At 44.5% G+C, this 22360-nt stretch carries 19 protein-coding genes; 13 read left to right on the top strand and 6 right to left on the bottom strand.

Annotation, left to right across the window (positions count from 1 at the left end):
* Positions 1-135: 135 nt before the first annotated feature.
* The 9 genes from cas10 to PSE7367_RS02115 are packed head-to-tail and all read left to right on the top strand — an operon-like array spanning position 136 to position 9282.
* A complete protein-coding gene (gene cas10, locus PSE7367_RS02155; protein ID WP_015163723.1) occupies positions 136-2538 on the top strand; it encodes a type III-B CRISPR-associated protein Cas10/Cmr2 in 2403 nt (800 codons plus the stop codon).
* A complete protein-coding gene (locus PSE7367_RS02150; protein ID WP_015163722.1) occupies positions 2531-3232 on the top strand; it encodes an RAMP superfamily CRISPR-associated protein in 702 nt (233 codons plus the stop codon). The genes cas10 and PSE7367_RS02150 overlap by 8 nt, the downstream gene beginning before the upstream one ends.
* Positions 3219-4532, top strand: coding sequence for a type III-D CRISPR-associated RAMP protein Csx10 (csx10, locus tag PSE7367_RS02145; protein ID WP_015163721.1), 1314 nt, complete (start codon positions 3219-3221; stop codon positions 4530-4532). Before PSE7367_RS02150 ends, csx10 begins: the two co-directional genes overlap by 14 nt.
* Positions 4533-5084, top strand: coding sequence for a hypothetical protein (locus PSE7367_RS02140; protein ID WP_041698297.1), 552 nt, complete (start codon positions 4533-4535; stop codon positions 5082-5084).
* 40 nt (positions 5085-5124) lie between these two features.
* Complete coding sequence (gene csx7, locus PSE7367_RS02135; RefSeq protein WP_015163719.1) at positions 5125-6042, top strand: type III CRISPR-associated RAMP protein Csx7; 918 nt, start codon at positions 5125-5127, stop codon at positions 6040-6042.
* Between the two features lie 37 nt (positions 6043-6079).
* On the top strand, positions 6080-7093 hold the full coding sequence (locus tag PSE7367_RS02130) for an RAMP superfamily CRISPR-associated protein (RefSeq protein ID WP_015163718.1): 1014 nt from the start codon (positions 6080-6082) through the stop codon (positions 7091-7093).
* Positions 7090-7596, top strand: coding sequence for a hypothetical protein (locus tag PSE7367_RS02125; RefSeq protein WP_015163717.1), 507 nt, complete (start codon positions 7090-7092; stop codon positions 7594-7596). The genes PSE7367_RS02130 and PSE7367_RS02125 overlap by 4 nt, the downstream gene beginning before the upstream one ends.
* Positions 7593-8639, top strand: a complete 1047-nt coding sequence (locus PSE7367_RS02120) for an RAMP superfamily CRISPR-associated protein (protein ID WP_015163716.1) — start codon at positions 7593-7595, stop codon at positions 8637-8639. Before PSE7367_RS02125 ends, PSE7367_RS02120 begins: the two co-directional genes overlap by 4 nt.
* 10 nt (positions 8640-8649) lie before the next feature.
* Positions 8650-9282 (top strand): hypothetical protein, encoded by a 633-nt coding sequence (locus tag PSE7367_RS02115; RefSeq protein ID WP_041698296.1) that lies wholly within the window; start codon positions 8650-8652, stop codon positions 9280-9282.
* A 67-nt stretch (positions 9283-9349) separates the two neighbouring features.
* Here PSE7367_RS02115 and cas6 read toward each other — a convergent pair whose 3' ends face one another.
* Both cas6 and gltX read right to left on the bottom strand, forming a co-directional pair.
* Positions 9350-10456 (bottom strand): CRISPR-associated endoribonuclease Cas6, encoded by a 1107-nt coding sequence (gene cas6 / locus PSE7367_RS02110; RefSeq protein ID WP_015163714.1) that lies wholly within the window; start codon positions 10454-10456, stop codon positions 9350-9352.
* A 67-nt stretch (positions 10457-10523) separates the two neighbouring features.
* Positions 10524-11966 carry a glutamate--tRNA ligase gene (gene gltX, locus PSE7367_RS02105; protein WP_015163713.1) on the bottom strand — a complete coding sequence of 481 codons (1443 nt, stop codon included), beginning with the start codon at positions 11964-11966 and terminating at the stop codon, positions 10524-10526.
* A gap of 1121 nt (positions 11967-13087) precedes the next feature.
* Here gltX and PSE7367_RS02100 point away from each other — a divergent pair.
* The 4 genes from PSE7367_RS02100 to PSE7367_RS02085 all read left to right on the top strand — a co-directional run bounded on the left by PSE7367_RS02100 (position 13088) and on the right by PSE7367_RS02085 (position 18209).
* Positions 13088-15742 (top strand): adenylate/guanylate cyclase domain-containing protein, encoded by a 2655-nt coding sequence (locus tag PSE7367_RS02100; protein WP_015163712.1) that lies wholly within the window; start codon positions 13088-13090, stop codon positions 15740-15742.
* A gap of 73 nt (positions 15743-15815) precedes the next feature.
* On the top strand, positions 15816-16499 hold the full coding sequence (locus PSE7367_RS19985) for a hypothetical protein (protein ID WP_015163711.1): 684 nt from the start codon (positions 15816-15818) through the stop codon (positions 16497-16499).
* A 56-nt stretch (positions 16500-16555) separates the two neighbouring features.
* Positions 16556-17599, top strand: coding sequence for a DUF262 domain-containing protein (locus PSE7367_RS02090; RefSeq protein WP_015163710.1), 1044 nt, complete (start codon positions 16556-16558; stop codon positions 17597-17599).
* Between the two features lie 10 nt (positions 17600-17609).
* Positions 17610-18209, top strand: coding sequence for a HEPN domain-containing protein (locus PSE7367_RS02085; RefSeq protein WP_015163709.1), 600 nt, complete (start codon positions 17610-17612; stop codon positions 18207-18209).
* 207 nt (positions 18210-18416) lie between these two features.
* Here PSE7367_RS02085 and tsf read toward each other — a convergent pair whose 3' ends face one another.
* From tsf to PSE7367_RS02065, 4 genes are all read right to left on the bottom strand, one after another.
* Positions 18417-19028 carry a translation elongation factor Ts gene (gene tsf, locus PSE7367_RS02080; protein ID WP_015163708.1) on the bottom strand — a complete coding sequence of 204 codons (612 nt, stop codon included), beginning with the start codon at positions 19026-19028 and terminating at the stop codon, positions 18417-18419.
* 377 nt (positions 19029-19405) lie between these two features.
* A complete protein-coding gene (gene rpsB, locus PSE7367_RS02075; RefSeq protein WP_015163707.1) occupies positions 19406-20326 on the bottom strand; it encodes a 30S ribosomal protein S2 in 921 nt (306 codons plus the stop codon).
* A gap of 156 nt (positions 20327-20482) precedes the next feature.
* On the bottom strand, positions 20483-21436 hold the full coding sequence (gene cysK, locus PSE7367_RS02070) for a cysteine synthase A (RefSeq protein WP_015163706.1): 954 nt from the start codon (positions 21434-21436) through the stop codon (positions 20483-20485).
* Positions 21437-21665: 229 nt separating this feature from the next.
* Positions 21666-22124, bottom strand: a complete 459-nt coding sequence (locus PSE7367_RS02065) for an RrF2 family transcriptional regulator (RefSeq protein WP_015163705.1) — start codon at positions 22122-22124, stop codon at positions 21666-21668.
* Between the last annotated feature and the right edge of the window lie 236 nt (positions 22125-22360).

Raw genomic sequence — 22360 nt, 5'->3', positions numbered from 1 at the left:
TAAATAGCGATCGCAACCCTGAATTTAGTGCATACTAACCACAGCAACCGAATGTGAGCAGATCTGGCAAAAGCGATCGCCACGGGTCATATTTTGCTGATAGGGCAAGGCTTAAGTTAGGAATCCATCTTCAACATGCCAGCAGAGAACCAGAGCACAGCTAAAGAGAAACAGCAGACCACGATCGCCCTGTCCTGGTGTTTGGCCTGGGGAGATCAAAAAGAGCCGAATTTCGATCGGCAAGTGCTTTTGCAGATGCGGGATGCCCTAATAAGTGGGCAAATCGATCAAGTGCCTGCGGCGGTTGCGTCGATCGTTGAGCAAGTTCAAGAATTGCAAAATATTAAAATCCAAGAGGGGGAATTTGGCAAGGCGATCGACACTCTCACCAATGATAATGATTACGCCAAACTGGTAGAGCAAGAAATTAAGATTGGCCTGGTCTATGGCGGTGCTACCAAGATCAAACAGTATGTATTTGAAGCAGCCAAGCTGCCTGGTATTAGAGGCGCTTCTGCTCTATTAGATCGAATTAATCTAGCGGATCTCCCTGCTTTTTTTGAAATCGAGACAGATGATCAAACTCACTTGCAAGTAAAAGATGAGCAAGCTCACTTAAGAAAAGCAGTAAATAAATGGCTAAATAAAAACGGCTTTGGCGATCTAAAGCAAGCATTAATCCCCGAACTAAAAATCTATTCAACTGGTGGTAATATTCTTGCCCTTTGTCCAGCGTTCTTTGTGAATCACTTAGCTGATGCGATCGAGAAGCGCTATACCGACGAGACGATGACGGCGAATTCCTGTGCTGTTGGTGAAAAGTTCTCATTACTGGAGTTTCGGTTTGGGTTGCTTAACCAAGAAAATATTCGGCAAACGCCATGGCTGAATGATTATTGGGAGAAGAGAGATAGCCCAATCGTGCGATCGCAGTTCAATGCAAAAAGCCTTTCAGATGAAGGTGAATTCAAGGAAGTATTTAGAAAACGAAAAAGTTTTAATGAACTGGTAGCGAAACTAGCCACAAAATTTGAGTATCGTCGTAATGGGAATGATTTTGAGGAAGGGCGATCGCCTCGTTGCTATCCACCCATGTTTGAGACTCATCCCTATCTGGTCAGGGATAGCTATGACAGCCGCACCGCGATCGCTCAAGTTGAAGATTTACCCGGTCAGCCCTGGATGTCTGAGCCTTTGGCAAGAAAACGGGTGATAAGTGAAAAAGCCAAGCGCGGTGAAGATCTCGATTGGTGGGAAAGGATAAAAAAGGCGCAAGGTATAGATTGGGATGCGCTTGAGGTTGATAGCTGGATTGTGAAATTCCAAGATTTTCTAAAAGATAATCCAGGGCTTGGTGATAATTATTATGCAGATTTCAATCGCAATAATGCAATAAGTGAAGTTCAGAGTGTTGTTGAGATAGGCGATCGTAATGGTTATATTGCCTATATATATGCCGATGGCAACAATATGGGTGGTCATATCCAGACTATTACTGATATTGAAGGATACAAAATCTTTAGCCAGGAGATTTTTAAAGCGACTGAGAATTCTGTTTACAAGGCGATTGCCCAGCACCTCCATCCATATCAGCTCAAAAATTTATCGTCTGCCCAGGACACAAGAAACAAAAATGGCGATTGGATTCATCCATTTGAAATTATCACGATCGGTGGGGATGATGTCCTCTTGATTGTGCCTGCGAATAAGGCGCTGGAAATTGCTATTGCGATCGGTGAGGAGTTTGAAAACATATTATGTGAATTCGATCGAGAGCGTGAAAAAGCCCAAAGAAAATACAAGCTAGAGCATGATAATACAAAAAAAGATACTCATCGACATTCGGAAGATGGCATATCTCTGAATAAAGTATCATTAAGTATGTCCACTGGAGTTCTGATCACCTCTAGTAGCACGCCTATCTATTACGCAGATAAGTTAGTTAGCCAATTGCTCAAGTCTGCCAAAAAGAAAGCCAAAAACTTAAAAACGCAGAAGAACTACTATGGCGGCACGATCGATTTTCTTGTGATGAAAGCGGTAACGATGATCTCATCCAATATTACTTCATTCAGGGACGAGGCACTTACCGTAGAAAGGAATCAAAAGCTGAAATTATATGCTGCACCCTATACCCTGGCAGAATTAAATAGCTTGATCAATATTATTCGTGATCTCAAGGAGTTGGAATTCCCTAAATCCCAACTCTATCAAATTCGTGATCTCCTGAAATTTGGCAAAAACACTGCCATTCTCAACTATCGCTATTTCCGCACTAGGTTAAAGAAAGGGCAGAAAAAATTAAAACAAGATTTTGAAGAAGCCTGGTGTAAACCGAAGAATCAAGAGAATAAAGGTAACTTAGCACCCTGGCTGAGTGTTGCTAAAGAAGATGAGGGAGGGAATCTAGAAATAATTGCCTACGAAACAATCTGGCGCGAGTTAATTGATCTATATCCGTTCATTGAGGAAGAGAATGTTTTAATGGAGCCGATCGATGTAGCAAAATCTTCCAGGGAGGTTAGAGCTAATGGTTAATCTTGCTCGTCTTATTCAGTCCGATAGGCGAACGGAACCAATCACGATCGCTGCTACGATCGATACAGCTCTTTGTATTGGTGCTGGTGGTTCTTCGGGTTCATTGGCAGATAAGCCGATCGTGCGCGATGCAATGGGGCGGTTTGTTATTCCTGCGTCTCAGATCAAAGGGCGACTGCGCCACGAATGCGAGAAACTTGGCAGAGCATTAGAATGGGATGTTTGTGGATCGCCGATCGCTCAGAATATGTGCCCACAGAGAGCGAGTTCCCCAGGCCAGTCGGGAAATTATTGCAAAATATGTCAAATTTTTGGTAATCCCAGGTTCCCTTCTCATGTTCTCTTTGATGATTTAATCTGTAAACAAGATACGGCCAGCTTACCTGAATTTACTAGACCTGGCGTAACCATTAGTAGAAAATTAAGAACGGCAAAGGATCAAAAATTATTCTACCTGGAAACTACACCTCCTGCTTCTGAACTAAAGTTTGAGGGCAATATCAACTTCATTCCCGATCGCCCAGGTTATGCTAAGCCCCTGATATTTGCAGCCCTAAAACACATCAATGCCCTTGGTGGCAGTAAGTCTGCTGGATTGGGTTGGCTGTCATGGGATTTAAGCGCATTTCAAATAACGGAAGCAGATATTCAGGAATTACAAGCTACGGAGGGAAGCTCGAATGCAGCAGGTTGATCTAACGATTACTGCCCTTTCTCCTTTGGCGATCGGCAAGAAAAAGCCCGGTGGTTCGGTCAGTGAAGCTTGTGATTATATCCCTGGCACTGTAATTAGAGGGGCGATCGCTGCTAAGATACTTGAGCAAGCGCAGCCTAATCTAGAGCATCTTCGTACCAGTGAGAATGATTTTAAGTCGCTGTTTCTGGATGATGGGGCAGCAATATTCCAGAATGCCTATCCCGCCATTTATAAGCATGAGTTAGAGGAAGAGATAAAATTTGCCAGGATTGCCTCTTCAAAAATTTCCATACTCCCAGCTACAGCACTCAGCGCAAAAACACACTCAGGGTTTAGAAATAATAATAAAACCAAAAAGAAAGGGGTGTTTGATACACTGATCGATCGCTTTTGTGCCCAATGTCTCAACCAGATTTATGCGCCAGTCTGCCCAAATTTAGAGGGAAAAGAGAGCGATCGCACTGATACTTATTCAGGCTTCTATTGTACTGAAGAGACTGATAGCGAAGTAAAAAACTATCACTCTATTAGCATAGACAAGCGACTGCTGACCAGGGTTGGAATCAATCGCAAACTTAACACCGCAGAAGAAAGTATTCTTTATAGCATTGAGGTGCTAAATGAGATGCAGGGTAAAAATAATCAGCAAGTAATATATAAAAGCTCAATCCTGTTAGAGAATAAGGAATTAGCTAATGCTTTGATTGATTATATTCAGGCGAATCAACAAAGCTTCCGTTTTGGTGGTTCGATCTCGCGGGGGCTGGGTAGGGTAGAGCTTAAGGCTGAATCGAACGATACTAACAGCAATCAGCAGGCTTTAGGGAATCGCGTAAAAGCATTTAATGCGAAGCTGGAAGAACAATATAAAGACTGGCAAAAGCTCTTTGGCGGAAGAGATTTTAATCCTAAAAAGCTATATTTTACGATCGATCTGCAATCTGATGCGATCCTTTCTGAAAACTGGTTGCGCACGACAATTATTTCGCCAGAAATGCTACAACAGTTCGTTAACAAAAACAGTGATAATCAAGATTTACAACTAGAGATCGCCTACAGTAGTTATGACTATTTATCGGGCTGGAATGCTGCCTGGGGGCTCAAGAAAGATGTTGAGCTAGTTACTAAAATGGGGGCAGTATATTTATTTAGTATTAGTCAAGAGAATGAAGAAGACTGGCTGGAGCGATTGGCAAAGTTAGAAATAACTGGAGTGGGCGATCGCACTTGCGAAGGGTTTGGCCAGGTCAGAGTTTGCGATCGGTTTCACTTGAACCTATGGGAGGAATCAAAATAAGTGGATATTAAGAAACGTTCAAGATTTCAGATGAGATTGGATTTAAAAGTCGAGAGTGAGATAGGGTTGCGAATGGACTCAGTTATACTCCAGCTTCAGAAGCTCGCTCATGATTACAAGATTCATCAAAAAGATAAAAAAACGCCATTTCGCAATATTCTTGCAGTGGCTATGGAATTTTCTGCTTCCTTGGAAAGTATAAAAGGTTTTATCAAGTATCAAATTGGGAGGGCAAATTCAAGTCCAATCTGGAAGCATTCTCTAGGTGATAAGCTTTTTGCTACCAAATTAGCAGAAGAACTTAATGCGTTGTCCAAGTATACTAATGATATTATCAACAGCCTGGAAAATAGTGACGCAGAGAATAATGACGTATCTGAGTATCTTAAAAATCCTCAGCAAAAGGCCGCATTAACAAAAGAAATTCACCTAAAGCTCGCTCGCCTTTATTTAGGGTACTTGGCACGAGAACATACAGCTCTTGTAGGAGAAAATAAAATCATGGAAAATCTTCGTAAAGAGAAAAATAAACATGCTAAACCAGTACGTTAAAGTTTCGTATAGCAGTATGTTTTGAGAGCAAATATAGGAAATGTTTGATATATTCAAAAATCGTTTAGAAGTAACAGGAACACTGAAAACAATTACGGCGATCAGAATTAGTGCTGGTCGTTCTAATGAACCGATCGGCTCCGATCTGCCTGTAATCAAGGATGCATTGGGTAATCCTTTGATTCCTGGTTCCAGTTTTAAAGGAGCGCTCCGATCGCGGCTAGAATCTTTTTTGCGCGGCATTTTGGGTAGCGATCGAAGGTTAGTAGCAGATCCCTCTGATGAAAAAGAATGGTCAATCAGATCGGAAGAACTTTCAGAATTCAAAAAAAGTCTTGAGAAGCTCTCCCAATATGAACGAGAGAGTAGCTTAAATGAATATATTATTGGGCATACAGATCTAATCTCGCGGTTATTTGGATCGCCCTGGCTAGCCAGTAAATTCCAGGTTAGGGATTTGACTGTAATTAAAGATACCTGGTTTGGTCAATATCAAGAACGCGATGGGGTATCGATCGATCGGGACACAGAAACCGCCGCCGACGGCAAGCTTTATAACTATCAGGTTGTTCCTGCTGGCACTGAGTTTGAATTCAAATGTGTGGTTGAGAATGCGGAAGGATGGGAACTGGGCTTACTCATGATTGGCTTACATCAATTTGAGGCGGAGCAGATACCGCTTGGTGGTGGACGATCGCGTGGTTTAGGAGTAGTCAAACTAACGATCGATAAAATGAATTGGATTGATGTTACAAAAGAAGTAGAGAAAGATCCAGAAGACGGTTTATTCAACCCTAATAAATTAAAGAATAGCGAACCAGATCCCCAGAAAATGTTGAAATATCTCAAAAAGCTTGCCGGCCTGGAAGAAGCTCAAGAACGCGAGCCGGTTCCTTCGGACGAAGAGAGAAAAACACAATGGACACAGGAACTCATTACTTACCTTAGTTGTATTTAGTACCTTCCCAATAAAATTCTAAGCTTGGAGAATTGGAATGCATAAACGATTAGTTAATCATTGCACCATTGAGATCAGTATCGAGCCAGATGGCCCTGTTTTAGTCAAGTCTGGCCAGGAAGGAGCCGATCCCACTAAACCGAGCATGGAGTTTGTAGAAACCTATCATCAAGGTGGTAAATCGATCTATTTCCCAGGTAGCTCGCTAAAAGGGGCGATCCGAGCCCATGCGGAAAGAATCGTAAGAACGATCGGTAGCGATCGCCGTCCTGGTGATGAACAAAACAAACTCTGGGCAAGCGATCCACTGAGTGAATGTAGAGATAATAACCCTAATCACTATTTAGATGATTGGAAAAAAGGTGAAAAGAATAAAAAGTTAGAAGATAGGGAACCTAATCCAGGAGCTTCGTTGTACAAAATGTCCTGTTTTACAACTCAGTTATTTGGTAGCACATCAGTTGCCAGTCGCTTTAGGATCGAAGATGCCTATCCCGCTCCAGAGGTAGCAGTCAAAACCGAAGAACGAAATGGCGTAGCGATCGATCGGGTCTTCGGCTCGGTGGCGGTGGGGCCGTTTAACTATCAGGTCTGTACCGCAGGGAAATTTACAACTAAGATCCATCTTAAGAACTTCACCCTTGCTCAACTTGCCTTGATTGGGCTGGTGTTGCGAGATCTCAATGAGGGCTGGTTTGGTCTGGGGTTTGCCAAGTCGCGCGGTTTAGGAATGGTACAAGTGGCGATCGATCGGGTGGTGGTGCAGTATCCTGGCTGTGTGTTAGATAATGAAGAGATCAAGTTGATTGGCAATACTGCGGGATGGCCGCATACTTCTTTATTGGGGGCTGGGATGTTCCTAAGTAAGAGTGAATGTGAAGCATATGGGTTCCCTAAAGATGATTTTCAAGATACATCTGTGCCAGGTGAAGCAATGGAATTAGGATTCGGAGTTGAACTTGTCTGGGATTCTAATAATGTTAAAGAATTATTCGAGCGTGCGGTTGGGGCATGGCGTAAGCTATTGATGCCAAAAGGAGTTGCATCATGAGTAGTAAAAGTAGTAATAAAGCCTATGTTGGATTTCGGAATCATGTTACTCAAAAGGAACTCTCTGAGCTATTTAAACAAATAACTATCACTGAGAGAAAAGAAGAGAACTATTACTTTCTGCGCGAACCGCATCAGGTTAGTGGGTTTAAGCAGGGCTTGCCAAGTGCCGATTGCCTTACTCCAACAGGGCAGCTATTCAATAGTGAGAGCGAGTTGAGATGGAAGCCACAAGGTAATGAGTATAGTGTTTTATTGCTTACTACCAAGAAACTGGTTGAAGGATTTAAGTCCTTACCAGGGGAATGGGAATACGAAGATCGCTACGCTCATTTGTATAAAAAGAACCAAGATAAAACCAGATTCCCTAAACCCTTTGTAGGGGAAGTCCCTAAATCCAAAGATAGTTCAATGGGACAAAGATATTTTAAAAATAAGCAAACCTGCACTGTGCATTTTGTGGCGCTCACCCTAAAAGAACCTAAGCTGGAAGAGAGAAAATGACTTATTCCTATAAGCAACCAAATGTCCCAAAGCCTTATGACTTTGTTCCACTACCATCTGACGTTAAACGCTGTGATCCAGCTCATCCATATGAACTACTTAACCGCCCCATAAAAAAAGATCTTTCCAAAGCTGGACAAAATATTTACCGCCACGATCTTTGGCATGGGGCTTTACATGTAACCCTATCCGTTAAGACATCCTTGCATGTATCAACTGGCCTGACGGTAATGGGCACTGACATAAAACATTCAGCTCCTTTGATCAAAACTATGGAAAGCAGTCCACTTGGCCACCTGCGTATTCCTGGGAGTTCTTTTAAAGGGGTTGTCCGCTCCGTCTTTGAAGCGATTACGCGAAGCTGTTTATGCAAAACTAAGGCGAGAGCAGCAAAAAAGTATAAAGAATGTGAAATCAAGGAAAAGGACAAAAAAGAGAATAAGAGTGAAATATGTCCTGCATGCCGTGTATTTGGCTCTATGGGATGGCAAGGATTGATTAGTATATTTGATTGTCATTGCATAGAAGTATCCTCAGATATATGCTTCATGCCAAACTTACATGGGCCAGGGCATCACATGTGCTATGACGAACATGAGAGAGTCAGGGGCAGAAAGTTCTATTACAACTTTGATTCGGCTGCAACCGAAAGTGATAAGGGAGTAGATACTCAAGTTGCAGTTGATGAATATAAGTTTAAGACTAAGTTGCAGTTCCAGAACCTTTCCCTTGCTGAGCTGGGGACTTTGTTAATTGCCCTAGGACAGGATCAGAATAATAGTTTCAACCTAAAGGTTGGCGGTGGCAAACCGATCGGCTTTGGAACGGTTTCCATTAATGTGGAACCTGAGATATTTAATGGAGATGATATAAAAAGTCGCTATTTTGATTTGCAGGGAAGTATGCCTAAATCTGACTCAAATAGCCTGATCGTAAGATCTATAGCTTTAGCTCATCAAAACCTGGTTCAGGCGAACCAATTAGCAAAGTTGGTCTCCATTTTAGGCAAAAATGCAAGTTGGCAAGCAGATGCATTGTACTAGAAATTGATCTATGCTTACAAAGAACTTGAGCGATTATCAAATGCAGGTGGCGGAACGGATGGCGATCGCCCTGGCGAAAACGGATGCTGATCCGAATGAACTAAAAAAAACGATCGCTTACCTGCGGGCTTTTGCCGATCGACCGGGGGCAGGGCAACTGTATTTTGATTACTTGGCAACCCTGGCGAAGCAGGGCGACAAGATTGGTCACAGTAAGCGCACCAGGACCTATTTGCAGAATATTGAGGTGGTATGTCGGGAGTTTTTGCTCGATTATCAAGATGATGTAACCGCACTGTTGCAGATTCTGGGCTGGGCAGCAAGGCTGACGCGGTATTATGCAGAGGCGACTCCGATCGAAGAGTTGCAGGAAATGGCGGCGACGGAGCTAAGATCAGAACGAGAAGAAGCGATCGCGGCGATCACCAGTCAGCATGAGTTCCAGGTGGGGGAGCTGCTGGATGCGGTGGTGACTGGTCTGGGTAAGGGGAATAAGGTCACGTTTGAGATTTTGGGAACAGTGCGATTGACGGAAAAGGAACCGAAACATGCGAAGAAGCTGACCGAGGGGCAGGCTGTAAAGGTTTCAGTGGTGGCGCTGCGTGAGGATGGCAGTTTGCGAAAGGTTAAGTATGTGCCTTGATCTCTATTATCGATTAAACCCCACCTTGTCCAGTCCGCTCGGGTTAAAAAATGCAAAAAATATAAATCTAATTCCCTTCATGCTCTCGCAAAGCCCGCCGCGCCAGCTTCACATAGGTTTTCGCGGTTTGATAATTCAACTCCAAATCAACGGCAATGTCCTGCAACGATTCGCCAAACTCCCGCCTTGCCAACACCGTCGCCCAGGTAGCCGTAATCTGCCGCGATCGATCGTTATTCGGTCGTTTCCTCTGCGCCAGAAAAATATCCGTCAGTGCCGCGATCCGATCGGCCAGCTTAATCTCCGCGATCGCTGGCAACGCCAGATCATATCCCTCCGCCTCGCCCAGGCTAGTCTGCCCCAGCCCAAACGTAGTCTTGTGCCCCGTGCCGCAATAGGGCGCATAACGCACCAGCGCTTGTAGCAATTGCATCTGCGTCAGGTCATTTCGAGCCGCGCCATCAATGCCAAATTCCACCACCCCAGTAAACCCAGTTACCATCCCCCGCTTCCCTGCCGCCGTCTTGATTGTGGCGATATTATGACTATTGATATAAACCTTCTCCTCGACCCAGTTCAGGAATTCTTCTTTGTCGATCGATTGCTTGGCAAAATCACTCCAGCGCCGCAAATAACTATGAAATACATTACGCGGAATCGGCAAGGGCAGGTGGTGCCCCTTCGATCGGAACCCCGTTGGCGAAGTAAAACTAAGGGTGAAGTTGCGAGCTAGCTGCCGCTCCACCTTGAACATTTTTTTATAGGTCATCGCTGGCAAAGAAATCTCGATCGCCTCGATCGGCAGGGTCGCATCCCGCAAATCGATCGCCTCTGGCACATTTTTTAACCACTTTGCCAACCACTTACACAGAGGCTTATAGAGGGCGGTGATTGTCCAGCGGTATAAAGTTTGCTTGGGCAATAGCAGACGATCGCCACGACTGAGCAACTTACCCACCAGAGGCGAGAGGGTGAAGGGTTTTTCCGATTCGCCATCATGCAAATAGGCGGAAAGAATGGGATCGCTGTCGCGTACCTGATGCAGAAACCAGGCATGGAGCCCCACGCCATAGTTGGCAGGTAAAAGATTATCCAGGGTCGATCGCAGCGTCAGGGTTACGCCAACGATCTCGGTACTCGCCGTCCAGGGCTTGAATTGCGGTTTGATTGACATGGCCGATCGCTAAAGCTATGCCCAACATTATAGTCCCCCGCAGGGGATTGTTTAAAGGGCTTAAAGATCAAAGGGCGATCGCCGCTGCCAACCGATTTACCAGAACATCACGCTGCGCCAACAATAACAACGAAGGAATCAAGTCGGGGCCATGTACATCCCCAGTGATCGCTGCCCGTAGGGGTCGCATTGCCTTGCCTTTCTTAACTCCTTTGGCCTTGGTTACGCTCTTGAGGATGCCATTTACGCTTTCTTGGTCTAATGTACTGGCGGCCTTCAATTCCGTTAGCAAATCCTGCAAAATTCCTCGCACCTCGTCGGGCTCCAGAACGCCCTTGGCTTCATCGGTGTAGGTTAATGAACTGGTAAAGAAAAAGCTGGTCATTTGTATCGCATCATTCAGGCGGGTCAGGCTTGGCGCAATAATTTCTACCAACGCCATCAGCCAATCCCGATCGATCCCCGGTTGCTCTAAATCATATCCCGCTGCTTGCCAGACGGGGACGAGTCGATCGCACAGATCGCCAATGTCCATATGGTGCAAATACTGGCTATTGATCCAATTGAGCTTATCCCAATCGAACCGGGCTCCAGCCTTGTTGACGCGATCGAAGTCAAACACCTGAGCCGCCTCATCCAGGCTAAAAATCTCCTTCGCATCAGCCGGTGACCAACCCAGCAACACCATATAGTTATTAAACGCCTCCGGTACATATCCCATTGCTCGAAACTCATCGACGGAGGTAGCGCCATCGCGCTTGGAAATTTTGGCTCCCTGAGCATTAAGAATCAGTGGCGTGTGGCCAAATTCTGGCGGTTGGCGATCGAATGCCTCATAGAGCAAAATCTGCTTAGCCGTATTGGCAATGTGGTCTTCGCCACGAATCACCTGGCTGATCTCCATATCCAGATCATCCACCACCACCGCAAAGTTATAGAGTGCCTGACTAATTGCGCCAGTTTCGTCCACCTTAGCGATCACCATATCCCCCCCCAGATCGCGGCTATTCCAGGTCACCTTGCCCCGCACCAGGTCTGTCCAGACAATTTCGCGCGGCTCTTGAATAATAAATCTGATCACCGGAATCCGTCCCTGGGCAGCAAACTGATCCCGCTGTGCCTGGGTCAAATTACGGTGGCGATTGTCATAACGGGGGGCTTGCTTTTTGGCGGCTTGCTCCTGCCGCATTTGCTCCAGCTCCGCTGCTGAGGTATAGCAATAATAGGCCAAACCCCGATCGAGCAATAATTGCACCATTTCCACGTGCCGATCGAAACGATCACTTTGATAAATGGGCCCTTCGTCATAATCTAACCCCAACCATTCCAGCCCCTTCAGAATATTCTCGGTATATTCCGGGCGCGATCGTTGCTTGTCGGTGTCTTCGATCCGCAGCACAAACTTGCCCCCATGACGGCGGGCATAGAGCCAGTTAAACATCGCCGTACGGGCAGTACCAATGTGGAGATTGCCAGTAGGACTTGGTGCAATGCGGACACGAACAGTCATGTTGTTTATTATTTATTGATCGATTGAATTTAACTAAATATCTACATATCTACTCAACAGCTTTAATAGCCATTGAGAGGAAGCATGTAGTTGATTAGCTAGGTTAGCTCAGAGCTTTTGGCCAGGATCACAAACCTAGAAATCACAAACCTAGAAATCTAAGATATCTAACTTGCGTAAGAGCTTAATTAAGGCGATCGCCTCAGTTACCAAAATTTAGCCAGCAACTATTCTAGCTTTATGTTGGCAAGGCTTGACCTTAAATTTGAATCAGGCAATTTGAATCAGGTAATTCAATTCGCCAACCTACCAAACAAACAGAAGCATGATTATGCCAAAGGGCCGCACTGAGCGTCTTTAAGCGGAATTACGCAGCCTTTATCCCAGGCCAGATGTGGTAGTATTACATTTTCTGACACCGTTTTTTGGCCGCCAGCTCCGAACCATAGCTGTTGTGATTTTGGTGATAACTTTTACCCAATTTTAGGTGAACCTAAATTAGGCTAGATATTTGGGTTATGTGTTTTGGTAGCTAGCTAGAGAATTCTGGTTAAGTAAGTTAACGAGTACGAAGTTAGTAAACAAAAGGAATAAGCTGGCTTACAGCCCTAGATTTGGATGCCTAAGCTACCGTGTTATTGTGAAACCTGGATAAGATACTAGTTAGCTATGCTCTAGCAGCGATCGGTGCCTTACCTAATTTAATGCTGATTAAATTTAGAGAGATTAGATTGAGTTAGATGCTGAGACTGGCGATCGTGCCTTCTGAGCCAAAATCTTTAACCAATCAGCAATCAATCAGCTCAAATCATTTAACTAAATTGGTTTGGGTTAGAAGTCAGCCGATTGATTATGTGCATAAGTTTGCATGCCACTAACTAGGGTAATGCATGGGCAGTAGTTTAATATTTTAGGTAGAAAGTATTAATGGATTGGGGCTGTTGCTAATCAACCCGATCGCTATCTTGAATTAATCTCTATATTTATTAGGCTGGCTCACCAACATTCAATCAAAGTTAGGTTTAAAATTGACCAATTGCGATCGAACTATGAATCGAATTATGATCAGATATAGTCCAGCGGCATATTTGGGGCAATAATTATCTTCTTTCAGTGCGATTATGACATTACCATCAGAAGATCAATCGGCTGTCATAGTTGACATCGTCACAGATAGCGACAACATTAGCGATAATATTAATACTGGCGCTAGAAGTACACCAGCGCCAAATTATGCCGGTGCCCTGGTAACTAAGCGAGGCAGCTTTGCTTCAGTGCTGGCTCCGCTCACCCAGGACAATTTTAAGCAGGCGGTTACTGATGTTGAGCAAAGACTGCGGGTGGTCAATCAAACCCTGGGTCTACTCAATACTGATTTTGATGTGATCCTGGATGAAATGCTCCAGGCGATCCGCTTCAAAATTGGTGAGTTGCTCAGTGCCGATCGCACCACGATTTTTTTGCTCGATGCGGAACGTGATCAACTCTGGTCAAATGTCCCCAAAGAGGGTGAGGCTGGCAAAAGTATTGAAATCAGAATTCCTCTTGCTCCCAATAGCATCGCTGGAGAAGTTGCCCTCACCAAAAATACGGTCAATATTCTCTACGACTTTTTTGATGATCCCCGCTCCATTCAGGCTAAAAAACAATTCGATCGCACTGGCTATCGCACCTATACGATGCTGGCGATGCCGCTGCTCAATGACAATGGCGATCTAGTTGCGGTGGTGCAGCTAATCAACAAACTCACCAGCCTAGATGGGAGCATTCCGCTGGAAGATCGGATCGATACCTATGGGTTTAGCCAGGAAGACCAGGCGCTATTTGCCCAGTTTGCACCATCTATGCGACTGATCTTAGAGAGTTCGCAAGCTTTCTATTTGGCGGCTCAAAAGCAACGTGCCGCGGAAGCACTGATGCAGGCGGCGATGTCTCTGGGGCAAAGTTTAGACCTCGAAACCACCCTCAAAAAGGTGATGGATGAGGCCAAACAACTCATGGATGCCGATCGCAGTACCCTATGGCTGATCGACCGCGATCGCCATGACCTGTGGACACGGATATCACTGGCAGATGGCACCACCAAAGAACTGCGCGTACCATTGGGCGTTGGCTATGCTGGGCGGGTAGCAGAAACAGGCAATGTATTAAATATTTCCTTTGATTTATATAACCATGCCGATTCGGAAAACTCTAAAAAGTTTGACCAATCCAATGGTTATCGCACCTGTAGCCTGCTATGTATGCCAATCTTCAATTCGGCTCAAGAACTAATTGGCGTGACCCAATTGGTGAACAAACGCCAGCGCGGTGACTTCCCAGAATATGATCCTGCGGCCTGGCCAGAAGCGCCGGAAATATTCAAAGCCAGTTTTAACAGTGGTGATGAAGATTTCATGAAGGCCTTTAATGTGCAGGCTGGCGTAGCCCTAGAAAATGCCAAGCTGTTTGAAAAGGTCAAGCAAGAGCAAAAAATGCAGCAGGACATTCTGCGCAGCCTTTCCGATGCGGTGATTTCTACCGATAATAAAGGTAATATTATTGCCGTCAATGAACGAGCCTATGAATTATTGGGCTGTGGCGATCTTGGCCATGACTATCGCCTCGAAGGTCGATCGATCTATGACATCATTAACATTGATAAGGGCATGTTTGCCAATTGGTTCGATTCAGCCCTGGAAGCTAAAAATGCCAAAAGCAGTAAGCAGTATTATCCCGATCAAACTCTAACCGCCCTCAATGGCAGCGAGCGCAGCGTCAATTTCTCAGTCAATACCATGTTTGATTTTGATGATGATGAAACTGGTAATGTGCGCGGGGCGCTGGTGGTGATGGAAGATATTAGCCAGGAAAAACGGCTTAAAAATACCTTCTATCGCTACATGACCCAGGAAGTAGCCGAACAGCTTCTATCCAGTGGTGAGACTGAGCTGGGTGGTAAACGAGAAGAAGTTTCCGTGCTGTTTTCGGATATCCGCAGCTACACCACCATCACTGAGCAAATGCAGGCGGAAGAAGTGGTGGAAATGCTCAATCAATATTTTGAGTTGATGGTGGATGCGGTATTTGAATTTAAAGGCACACTGGATAAATATATTGGTGATGCGATCATGGCGGTGTTTGGTTCACCGTTGTATCTAGAGGATCACGCCTGGATGTCGGTACAGGCGGCAGTAGAAATGCGCCATAGGCTCGTGCAGTTTAATCAGCAGCGTCTCCAGCAATTTATCGATCGCAATGGTTGTGAGCCCGTCACGCCAGAAGAGATCTGCCTGACAATTTTGAATATTGGCATTGGCATCAATTCGGATACGGTAATTAGCGGTAATATTGGCTCCAGTAAGCGGATGGAGCTAACTTCGATCGGTGATGGCGTAAATTTGGGCTCGCGCCTGGAAGGAGCCACCAAGCAATATGGCTGCGATATTATTATCAGTGAGAGTACCTATGCCTATTGCCAGGATCGAGTATGGGTAACGGAGCTGGATCGGATTAAGGTGAAGGGCAAAAATAAGGCGATCTCCATTTATGAGCTGGTAGACCTGCGCAGCAACTCAATTCCAGCCCCCAAGCAAGAAATCATGGAACTTTACGATCGCGGCCGTAATCTTTATCTTCAGCGCCAGTTTGCTAGTTCGATGGCGCAGTTTGGTCGGGTGCTAGAACTCGATCGCAGTAACAAGGCCGCCTCGTTGCATCTAAGTCGCTGTCAACATTTCCTGCAAAAGCCTCCCGGTGATGATTGGGATGGGATTTGGAGCCTGACTGAAAAGTAGTGGTAAGCTGCGGCAAACCAGAAATCACTCAATTATTAATTATTATTCGAGCAACTACAAAGGGGCGATCGCCATGACAGTGGAACCAGATCTGGCGAGTTTAGAAATCACCAAAACCGATCTGCGGCAGATCACTGGGCTGAATCCCGATGCCGCTACCTATCGATCGCCCCGGTTCCGAAATCGCTCTACCTTTTTGATCGCCGCGATCACTTTGCCCCTGGTTTGGCTCGCCATATTTATTCTGTTGCTGCAAGGGGCAGGGATCTGGTCTTATCTGGCTTACTTTTCTTTCTTCTGGTTAATTGTGATTGGACCCATGTTGCTGTGGTTCTTGATGGAACTGGAAGTGAAAGCCAAATTCACCCAGCAAATGCGATCGCAACGCCAGCAATTTAGCGCCGATCTGTTGAACCTGCTCGAAGATGTAAATCGCCACAATAAAGTGATTCACGACATTAAGGTGCTGGATCAGCTCAAACAGGCGGGTCACCAAATTGACATTGTCGATCGGCAAGAAACAATCCAGGCGGTCAAAGCTTCCAAAGATGAGATTTTGCTAGCTCTACGCACCGAAAGAATCCTGCGCGAGAACCCCCAATTTAATCCTGAGCATTTATCAGTGGATTTGACGGCTTTAAGGTCTTTGCAAATCCGCGATCGGGTGGGCGAATATGGCAAACTGCTCAATGATGCGTTGCAGGTGGGGATCAATGTGCAGCAGAAAATGCGGCATTTACAAAATCTTGATGACTAATTTTTTTGTTATTGTGATTAATATATAAAAAACGCGATCGCTACGAATTTAAAATTATGGTTTCTACCGCAAAAAATAAACAGCAAATCCCTCAACGGGAACTCAATTTATATCCGATCGACTATCCTTTTGAGATGCTGGTTAACAAAATTGATGAAAAACCTACGCCCAGCCTAATTCTAAATTATGCATTCCGTGGAAACTATAAATGGACAGAAGAAACAGCCTCAAGGTTCATTGAATCTTGTTTAATGCAAATACCATTACCGTCTTGTTATTTTGCTGAGGATGGGAATAGGAATCATTTGGTAATTGATGGCTTAAATAGAATTAACTCTGTTTACAGATTCATTAAAAACGAATTTGCCTTCACTGGATTGACTGTATATCCAGAACTTAATAACTTATATTTTAAAGATCTTGACCCGATAATTCAAAAACAAATTAAGACTTACACAATCAGATGTATTGTTTTTAGAAATAAGAACGATAGATTTCTGCTAGTTGATGTCGTCAATAGAGTGAATCAAGGAGCTGTTAGATTAACTTCTCAAGAAATTCGTCATGCTCTATATCCTGGCACTCTAGATGATCTCCTCGCAAAATTATCTCAGCTAGAGGAAATAAGAAAATTAGTTTCTGGCATGGGCAAAAATCGCCAAGGCGAAGAATTAGTTATCAGATTTTTTGCTTTAAACAATAATTTAGATGATTACAATGATAATTTAAGTGACTATCTCAACAGATACATGTTTAAGAATCAAGATTTGTCTGTGACTTCTTGTTCCGAAATGGAAACCTTATTTCAAAATACATTAGAAAAATGTCGCATAGTTTTTGATAATGAGATATTTAAAAATTTAGCAAATCAAAGCAATCGTAGGGGGAAAAGTATAGCGATCTACGATACGCAAATGTACAGCTTACAAAACTACTCACGTGAGTTTATAGAAGGACATAGGACAGAAATATATTCCAAGTTCAAAGAGATGTGTAATGAACAAGAGTTTCAAAAAACTTTATCAGGTGGATTAGTAAAGAAAAGTTCTATTCTTGCTAGAAGGCAAGTATGGGCAAGCAAATTAGAATTGATTAAATAGCTCAGAAGAAATGGCTAGTAATTCACAGCTTTATCTGATCACGGCTGAGTATTTGGATCAACTCAAATTATCAATTTTGGATGCACAAACAAAGCTTGCTGAAGGTGATGAGTTTTTATTAGACCATGCAACTTTTTTGATCAATTCATTTATTGTTCTTGCCTGTACTTACATTGAAACTTATATCAAGGATGCATTTGATCAGTGCGTTGATAAATTTAACCAAAGCCTAGACGATATAAAGATCCCAAGCAGTATAATTGTCTGGGCTACTAATACTGAGAAATACAAAAAGAAAGATAGATCCCCAGGTCAATATTTCAAAATTGAGAAGAATAAGGCTTATAAAGATTACATCGCATCGATATCTGGCAACATAGAAAAAACTATTTCATGTTTTAAAATACTAGATTTAGATTTAACTACTTCAGAGCAGTTTGAAAACTTAAAACCCCAGATAGGTACTTTTATCGAAAATAGAAATATCATTGTACATAGGAATCAAAGTGCATCTTTTACTTTTGGCGATCTCGCAAAAAGAATCGAGGTGGTGAAAGAATATCTAGCCGCGATCGATGAAGTAATTATGAGCAAAGACTACTTAAATTAAAAAAGCCTTTAGCTGGTTCAGGGGGTTGCTACCCAACCATAACTAGAGGCGATTTATCTATTTATTGGATTATTGGGCTTTACAAACCCTGTTGCCAGATTGCTTTTAACTTGTGAATGAGCCTGTTAGCAAGTCAATCCTGATTATTTCTACGTTTAGACTAACTCAACAACCTAACTAATTAAGGATAGGATAGAGCTTACCTCACTATTCCTCGTCACTTTCACCAACCACAAAGCGGGCAAAGCGACTCACCTTAACATTCTCGCTCAATTTGGAGGCAGTCTGCTTGACCAACTCATCTATGGTGATCGAAGGATCTTTGATATAGGGTTGATCCAGCAAGCAAAGCTCCTTAAGCTGTTTGTCGATCCGCCCCTGGACAATCTTTTCCCTGATATTGTCAGGCTTCTTGGCCAGATCATCTTTCTTCGCTTCGATCTCTTTCTCCTGGTCAATATACGCCTGGGGAATATCTGCAACACTGACGTATTTGACATTGGCAGAGGCAGCGATCTGCTTGGCCACATTATCAGCCAGTTCTTTAATCTCTTCACGACGTGCCACAAAGTCAGTTTCGCAATTGACTTCCACTAACACGCCAATTCTGGCTCCAAAGTGAATATAGCTGTGAATAATTCCTTCCGAAGCAGCGCGACCAGCTTTTTTGCCGGCAGAAGCCAAACCCTTCTGTCTCAGCCATTCCGTGGCTTTCTTCTCGTCACCTTCAGACTCTGTCAGGGCAACCTTACAATCTTTCATCCCGGCTCCGGTTTTGGCCCGAAGTTCTTTAACTTGCTTAGCGCTTATTTCTGCCATGATTTTCAATCCAACTTCAAATGCTTAAATTGGTTACTAGTTTGCTTAATTAATTAGCTAGAAGCTAAGAGCTTGGTTTAGATCGAGTCTAGATCGAACATATACCGAAGATAACCTACTAAGTGAGTAAAGAGTTATTAGTCTTATTAGTCAAAGACAACAACTCCCTACCGCCTTATTAGTGCCTTAAGGCATTTAAACCATACAGGCTTAAATCGTAGCGATCGCCACAATTACTCAAAATTACCCAGCAGGCATATATATTTAGGTTAAACTATCTCAACCCACATCATCACAACGACTTGCTGGTAATTACCGATCGAGCTGACCGGATATCCAACCAGTTGTGACAGTTGTGACAAGAAGCGATCGCTAACTTATTCTTCTTCGCCGCCGGATTTGCTCGCAGCCGCAGCCTCTTCTACTGCGGTAGCCGTTTCTTGAACAGCCGTAGCGGTAGTTGCAGCTTCTTCAGCTACAGTAGCGGTTTCTTCCACCGCCGTAGCTACTGCTTCCGCCGCAGTTACAGTCTCTTCCGCCGCAACTGTTTCGACGTATGCCTCATCCACAAAATCTTCGGGGTTGCCAGCACTATCATAGTCAACCTCGTCAATTTGGCCATGTTTACCTTCATAGATCGCGTCGGCCAACCGACTGATGATTAACTTAACCGATCGGATCGCATCATCATTAGCGGGGATCGGAATATCGGCGGTATCGGGATCGCAGTTGGTATCAAGCAGAGACACGATCGGGATTTTGAGCTTTTGGCATTCCTGCACCGCATTGTACTCACGCTTTTGATCGACGATCACCACAATATCGGGGGGCTTGCGCATGGACTTGAGGCCACCCAAATACTTCTGGAGCTTATCCAGTTCACGTCTGGCTCTGGCTGCTTCTTTCTTGGGCATCCGATCCATTGCCCCACTTTCTTCGCGGCGCAATAAATCCTTGAGCCGTTCGATCCGGGTTTTGATCGTGGTCCAGTTGGTGAGCATACCACCCAACCAGCGCTGGTTAACATAGTGGCCACCACAGCGGGCTGCTTCCTGGGCAATAATGCCGGCAGCTTGACGCTTGGTGCCGACAAATAAAACTTTCTTGCCTTGCTCGGAGGCTTGACGCATATATTGATAGGCTTGCTCCATGCATTGGGCAGTTTGCACCAGATCAATAATATGAACGCCGTTACGTTCGGTGAAAATGTATGAATCCATTTTGGGATTCCAGCGCCGGGTCTGGTGACCAAAGTGGACTCCTGACTCTAGCAACTCGGCTAGGGAGACTACGGGCATATTCTATTTAACTCCTTGTTCGGGTTATTCCTTGCGTCTAGGCTGCATCTTGGCGATTTTTAATTATCTACTCAAAACACCCGAATCCCTAGACGTGTGGATTTTATTTTTACAGCCTAACTAGGTTAACACATTATGCAACTAAGCAATCAAAGACTATGTTAATGCCACTAGTTCTAGATCCTGGAACAATGGCGTACTCAGATAGCGCTCACCAAAACTAGGCTGAACCATCACGATCAACTTGTCTTTATTCTCTGGTCGCTTGCCGATCTCGATCGCCGCACATAACGCCGCCCCCGTGGAAATGCCTGACAATAAACCTTCCTCCCGCGCCAGCCTGCGCCCATAGGCGATCGCTTCTTCGTCGGTGACTGTGACCACTTCGTCGATTAGTTCTACCTTCAGCACTTCGGGAATAAACCCAGCGCCAATACCCTGAATGCGATGGGGGCCTGGCTTGCCACCGGAAAGCACCGGCGAATTGGCAGGCTCCACGGCGATCGCTTGAAACGAAGGTTTGCGCTCCTTGATTACCTCAGCAATACCCGTGATCGTGCCACCAGTGCCGACCCCAGCGATCACAAAATCCACCTGCCCATCGGTATCTTGCCAGATCTCCTCGGCAGTGGTTTTGCGGTGCATGGCTGGATTAGCATGGTTGGCAAACTGCTGCAACATAAATGCATTGGGCGTATTGTCTACAATACTCTGGGCTTTGGCGATCGCCCCACCCATTCCCTCAATCCCTGGAGTTAGTTCCAGTTGCGCACCATAGGCTCGCAGCATAGCGCGGCGTTCCATACTCATCGTATCTGGCATCGTCAGGATTAATTGATAACCCTTGGCCGCAGCCACCATTGCCAAAGCAATCCCCGTATTCCCAGAGGTTGGCTCCACCAGAATCGTTTTACCGGGGAGGATCGCCCCTGCCGCTTCAGCCTCATTGATCATATTGGTGCCGATCCGATCCTTAACTGAGGCAGCCGGATTCATACCCTCTAACTTGACCACAATTCTGGCCACACAACCTTCTGCGGCGGGAATGCGGTTGAGCTGCACTAGGGGAGTATTACCAACTAATTCGGTGACATCATGGGCGATCTTCATAGCTCAAACAATATCTAATAAAAAACTACTAATGATAACAATTTAAAACCACAAAGCTAAATGTATTAGCTGAATTTGATTTATGCAATCTAAATATAAATGTACTAGGGTAGTCATGCGGTAGTAAGGATAATTGGCAATCGATTTAAAATTCGGAGCTTAGCTTATTTGGGTTATGGATATTCAACTATCTCCTAGATCCTTACTTTTTCAGCACTACCTGTACTAGTTAAATGTAATACATCGGATTAGTGCCCTGCTTTTGCTTTTCCTGCTCACACAAATCCTTGAGCGTGCAACTATCTAAAACTTCAGCAGCAGCTTGTTGCGCCGCTTGCCATAATTCCTTAACTACCAAACCGGCTGGAGTTTCCTGTTCCTGGGTAGTTGGGTTGGCCTTACCATTCTGGCCACCAGCATTAGGTTCAATTCCTTCAATGCACTGCACCACTTCCAATACAGTGATATGCCAGGGCTCGCGGGCTAATAAATAGCCTCCCTTGGAGCCACGTTGACTACGCACCAAACCATTGCGGCGCAGGGTGGCCAGGAGTTGTTCCAAATAGCGATCGGGAATGTTTTGTTGACTGGCGATCTGGCGAATTTGCAAGGGCTGAGCAGCGCTGTAATGATTTGCCAGAACGATCAATGCCAGCAGCGCATATTCACTTTTTAACGAAAGTTCCACAATCTAAATTATAACGATCTTAAATGATCATACTCCGGTATGACGCAGGGAATTGTGGATTTAATTGTCTAGAAGGTAAAACTTTCAACTGTTTAATCCTCTTATAGGCAATATTTCAGCGATTAATTCAAACGCATACTACCCTTGTGTAGGTAACAATTTGCAATACTTTAGAGACTAATTTAAGGCCAAGAGTGCCTCAAGCCAATCGCAATGATTTTGCTGATCTTGAAAAA

Source organism: Pseudanabaena sp. PCC 7367 (assembly GCF_000317065.1).
In the GTDB taxonomy this organism is placed as follows: domain Bacteria; phylum Cyanobacteriota; class Cyanobacteriia; order Pseudanabaenales; family Pseudanabaenaceae; genus Thalassoporum; species Thalassoporum mexicanum.
This window is presented reverse-complemented; position numbering and strand designations above follow the sequence as displayed.

What these genes read in the sequence shown, in the direction of transcription:
- rpsB (WP_015163707.1), bottom strand. Translation starts at nt 20,326, where the DNA reads ATGCCCGTAGTCTCCCTAGCCGAGTTGCTAGAGTCAGGAGTCCACTTT.
- PSE7367_RS02150 (WP_015163722.1), top strand. Translation starts at nt 2,531, where the DNA reads ATGGTTAATCTTGCTCGTCTTATTCAGTCCGATAGGCGAACGGAACCA.
- PSE7367_RS02115 (WP_041698296.1), top strand. Translation starts at nt 8,650, where the DNA reads ATGCTTACAAAGAACTTGAGCGATTATCAAATGCAGGTGGCGGAACGG.
- PSE7367_RS02120 (WP_015163716.1), top strand. Translation starts at nt 7,593, where the DNA reads ATGACTTATTCCTATAAGCAACCAAATGTCCCAAAGCCTTATGACTTT.
- PSE7367_RS02085 (WP_015163709.1), top strand. Translation starts at nt 17,610, where the DNA reads ATGGCTAGTAATTCACAGCTTTATCTGATCACGGCTGAGTATTTGGAT.
- PSE7367_RS02090 (WP_015163710.1), top strand. Translation starts at nt 16,556, where the DNA reads ATGGTTTCTACCGCAAAAAATAAACAGCAAATCCCTCAACGGGAACTC.
- PSE7367_RS02130 (WP_015163718.1), top strand. Translation starts at nt 6,080, where the DNA reads ATGCATAAACGATTAGTTAATCATTGCACCATTGAGATCAGTATCGAG.
- cysK (WP_015163706.1), bottom strand. Translation starts at nt 21,436, where the DNA reads ATGAAGATCGCCCATGATGTCACCGAATTAGTTGGTAATACTCCCCTA.
- PSE7367_RS19985 (WP_015163711.1), top strand. Translation starts at nt 15,816, where the DNA reads ATGACAGTGGAACCAGATCTGGCGAGTTTAGAAATCACCAAAACCGAT.
- tsf (WP_015163708.1), bottom strand. Translation starts at nt 19,028, where the DNA reads ATGGCAGAAATAAGCGCTAAGCAAGTTAAAGAACTTCGGGCCAAAACC.
- csx10 (WP_015163721.1), top strand. Translation starts at nt 3,219, where the DNA reads ATGCAGCAGGTTGATCTAACGATTACTGCCCTTTCTCCTTTGGCGATC.
- cas10 (WP_015163723.1), top strand. Translation starts at nt 136, where the DNA reads ATGCCAGCAGAGAACCAGAGCACAGCTAAAGAGAAACAGCAGACCACG.
- gltX (WP_015163713.1), bottom strand. Translation starts at nt 11,966, where the DNA reads ATGACTGTTCGTGTCCGCATTGCACCAAGTCCTACTGGCAATCTCCAC.
- cas6 (WP_015163714.1), bottom strand. Translation starts at nt 10,456, where the DNA reads ATGTCAATCAAACCGCAATTCAAGCCCTGGACGGCGAGTACCGAGATC.
- PSE7367_RS02100 (WP_015163712.1), top strand. Translation starts at nt 13,088, where the DNA reads ATGACATTACCATCAGAAGATCAATCGGCTGTCATAGTTGACATCGTC.
- PSE7367_RS02125 (WP_015163717.1), top strand. Translation starts at nt 7,090, where the DNA reads ATGAGTAGTAAAAGTAGTAATAAAGCCTATGTTGGATTTCGGAATCAT.
- csx7 (WP_015163719.1), top strand. Translation starts at nt 5,125, where the DNA reads ATGTTTGATATATTCAAAAATCGTTTAGAAGTAACAGGAACACTGAAA.